Origin of the sequence: Serratia sp. 506_PEND (genome assembly GCF_001076875.1) — a bacterium.
In the GTDB taxonomy this organism is placed as follows: domain Bacteria; phylum Pseudomonadota; class Gammaproteobacteria; order Enterobacterales; family Enterobacteriaceae; genus Serratia; species Serratia marcescens.
This window is the reverse complement of record NZ_JVEL01000617.1, coordinates 1-3,365: the sequence shown is the minus strand read 5'-3', so window position 1 is coordinate 3,365 and position 3,365 is coordinate 1. Positions and strand designations below refer to the sequence as shown.

Genomic DNA, 3,365 nt, shown 5'->3' with positions numbered 1-3,365 from the left:
ATAGCTTGATACCGGACGCCTATCCGAAGCGCAAGAAGCATGAACATAATGGTGGAATGGTCATCATTCCTGTCGATAAGCCCCAATACTGAGGCCCAACGATGAATATTAAAATGATCGACGAGCGTATCAGTCGCTTTCTGGCCCGCGTCCGCCAGGCATTTCGGGGTAAGGTTAACCTGGTCAACACGGCCGGCGGTATCCAGACCGCCCAGGTCGGCGGTCTGGCCGGAGAAGACCTGCCGGGGGCAGAGCTGTTCCAGCACTACGGCTTCACCAGTGCGCCCCCTGCAGGCGCTACAGCGATAGTAATACCCGTCGGCGGGCGCACCAGTCACAGCGTTATCATCGCCACCGAACACAGCGCTTACCGCCTGCAGGGACTGGAGAACGGCGAGGTGGCCATCTACAACCAGGACGGTGCAAGCGTCGTCCTGAAGAGCGGAAAAATCATTGAGTTGACCTGTGATGAGTACCGCGTCAAATGCAAAAAATACAGCGTTGACGCCACAGAAAACGCCACTTTTACCACTCCAGAGGTGAAGGCTTCCGCGCAGGTAACGGCTGACGGCACCATCAACGGCAATGGCGGACTGGCGATTAAAGGTGGCGAGGGAGCCTCATTTGAGGGTAATGTAAATCAGCAATCGGGCGACTTTACCTCCCAGGGTAAGGTGATTGCCTCAAACCTGCCGGATGACCATATTCACGACACACCGGACGGCCCGTCAGGCCCGCCGCGCAAAGCCTGATATTTTCCGCCTTATTCCCTACTGCACCACCCACTGAAACCCTTCAACTGTTTGCATTTGCGTCCATGCCGTACCGTTGCGGCATGGACGCTCTCATTGATACTCAAACCGGCGATTACACCGGCAAATCTACCGCCACGCTGCAGAATGCGGTTTACCTGCGCCTGACGGTTCCGCTCGGCTCCTGGTGGGCGGACCCGACACTCGGCTCACGCCTCTACTTGCTGAAGCGGGAAAAAGACGTGGCGCGGGTGCGCACCCTGGCGCGCCAGTACGCCGAGCAGGCGCTGCAACCCATTCTCGACGATGGTCGCGCCAGCCGCATTACAGTCACTGCGCAGCACCCGGCGAACGGCTGGCTGATATTGCTGATTGAGGTGGAGCAGTCCAACGGGCAAATCATGCCATTTACCCACCGCGTAAGCGTCGCTTAAAAGGGGTTTACATGCCGCATATTATCCCCAGCGTCAGCGACATTCGCGACACTATCCTCCGAGACATCAAGAACCAGCTGCCGCAAGCCGACGTCGGCCCGGACAGTGATTTTTTTGTGCGTGCCAGCTCTGTGGCGAGTGCCGTGCGTGGCGTATACCAGGACCAGCAGTGGATTGCGCGGCAGATATTCCCCGATACCGCCGACCATGATTTTTTGCTGATGCACGCGCGGTTGCGTAACCTGACGCCGAAGCCAGCCACGCCGGCCGGTGGCCAGGCGCAGCTTAGTGGTACGCCCAACAGCCCGGTGGCCAGTGGGCTGACGTTCCGTTATGGCAACGGCCAGACAGGCACCACGCTCACCGGCGGCACGCTGGATGCCGGCGGTAAGCTGACCGTAAACGCCGCCGCCACTACAACCGGCATCGCCAGTAACGTCCCTGACGGTACGCCTGGCACGCTACTTATCGCACCCACAGGCGTCAGCTCACAAATCACGCTGAAGACCATGACTGGCGGCACGGATGATGAAAGCGACGAGTCCCTGCTGGCGCGCCTGCTGGAACTTATCCGCCAGCCACCGGCCGGCGGCAACAAGTATGACTATCACCGTTGGGCGATGGAAGTTCCTGGCGTTACGGCGGCTTACGTCTACCCGATGCGCCGTGGCCTGGGCACTGTGGATGTGGTCATTACCTCCGGCAATGACCTGCCGTCACAAGCCACCATCGACGCCGCTCAGGCGCATATCGATGACCTGCGTCCGGTCACGGCCAAAAACAGCCTGGTACTGGCCCCTACACCGCGCAGCGTAGATTTTCACATGCAAGTGGCGCTGGTCGGGCTGACACTGGCGGATGCGAAAGTCCAAATCCAGAACACCCTGGTCAGCTACTTCACGCAGTTGGCCCCTGGCGATACGGCAGTACTGTTCCAGATTGGGGCGCTGATTTCCGCCATTCCTGGTATCACCGACCTGAAAATTATCCTTCCGGCGGCGAACGTCACGCCGGTGGTCGATGAAGAACGCGTCGAATGGGTGCGCATGGGTGGTCTGATTGTGGAGCTGATGCCATGAGTTACGCCACGCTGCTTGGAAATCTTCTGCCGCCGGTGGCCTATGACCCAAACGGCGAACAGATAAAGGTTGAACACCACGCCGAAGGCAACGCCCTGCAGCAAGTAGAAGATGCTGCCCGGTGCGTCGCCCTGGGTATCGTCCCGCTGCAGATTAACGAGCTTATCCCGGACTGGGAGCGCGTCCTTGCTCTGACGCCAGCCCCGGATGCCTCGCCGCAAGAGCGCCTCACGCTGATAAAGGCGAAAATCAACACCACCGGTGGCCTGAGCCGCCCCTATTTTATCAATCTGGCCAAGAGCCTCGGCTACACCATCACCATCGATGAGCCGCAGCCATTTCGTATTGGCATCAATCGCATGGGCGACCGCCTTTACTCGCGCGACACCATCTGGATTTGGCGCGTCAACGTCCTGCATAGCGATAACCTGGTGAGCACGGCGCAATTGGAGTCGATGTTTCAGGACTTAAAGCCCGCGCATACGTTTTGCCATTTCATTTATAAAGAGGCGTGATATGCAGAATTTAATGCCGCCGGTAAATACGCCGGATAATTTATTTCACGATGGTAATGAAGCTACCGGCGTGGAGGGCACGATTTTATATGCCGACTTCATGAACGATAACCAGAGTGCTATTCGTGATATTCAGCAGGAAATGAAAAATGTTTTGGCTGACGCCGGTTTTCAGCCTGACCCCAGCAAACAAAATCAGCTATTACTGGCCATTAAAAAAATCATCGGCACTGTCGGAGGTGATGAATTTTTGCCACTAACGGGCGGCACCCTGACCGGGCCTTTGAATGCCAAGGGTTCAATTACCGTCCATGAGGACGACATCAACACCATTTCTGAATTCTTGTATACATACAATGAAGACGGTGTTGCGACGAAAAAAATCGGCATTAAAGCCATCTGCGATGCAGACGGCGCCGGCCACTGGGTCGTTGACGTCAACCCGGCAGCCAAGGGCGATAGTCGCGTACAGGCTTTAGGCATCGACGGCAAAAGCAAGCTCGTCGCGTCAATGAACGGTTTTCAGCTCTACGAAGGCACCGCGCGCGTATTCAGCCCCAACAATCCCCAACTGATGTTTGGCGT

At 57.2% G+C, this 3,365-nt stretch carries 4 protein-coding genes and 1 pseudogene; all 5 read left to right on the top strand.

Annotation, left to right across the window (positions count from 1 at the left end; translation table 11 throughout):
• Window positions 1-101: 101 nt before the first annotated feature.
• Window positions 102-752: a phage baseplate assembly protein V gene (locus tag ADK28_RS28260; protein WP_048797321.1), complete on the top strand. Its 651-nt coding sequence runs from the start codon at window positions 102-104 to the stop codon at window positions 750-752.
• An 83-nt stretch (window positions 753-835) separates the two neighbouring features.
• The gene (locus ADK28_RS28255; RefSeq protein WP_048797322.1) at window positions 836-1,186 is read left to right on the top strand and encodes a phage GP46 family protein; all 351 of its coding nucleotides are present in this window, start codon (window positions 836-838) and stop codon (window positions 1,184-1,186) included.
• Between the two features lie 11 nt (window positions 1,187-1,197).
• Window positions 1,198-2,265: a baseplate J/gp47 family protein gene (locus ADK28_RS28250; RefSeq protein ID WP_048796279.1), complete on the top strand. Its 1,068-nt coding sequence runs from the start codon at window positions 1,198-1,200 to the stop codon at window positions 2,263-2,265.
• Window positions 2,262-2,780 carry a YmfQ family protein gene (locus ADK28_RS28245; RefSeq protein ID WP_048796280.1) on the top strand — a complete coding sequence of 173 codons (519 nt, stop codon included), beginning with the start codon at window positions 2,262-2,264 and terminating at the stop codon, window positions 2,778-2,780. Before ADK28_RS28250 ends, ADK28_RS28245 begins: the two co-directional genes overlap by 4 nt.
• 1 nt (window position 2,781) lies before the next feature.
• Window positions 2,782-3,365: pseudogene (locus tag ADK28_RS29365) on the top strand (hypothetical protein); the annotation flags it as partial.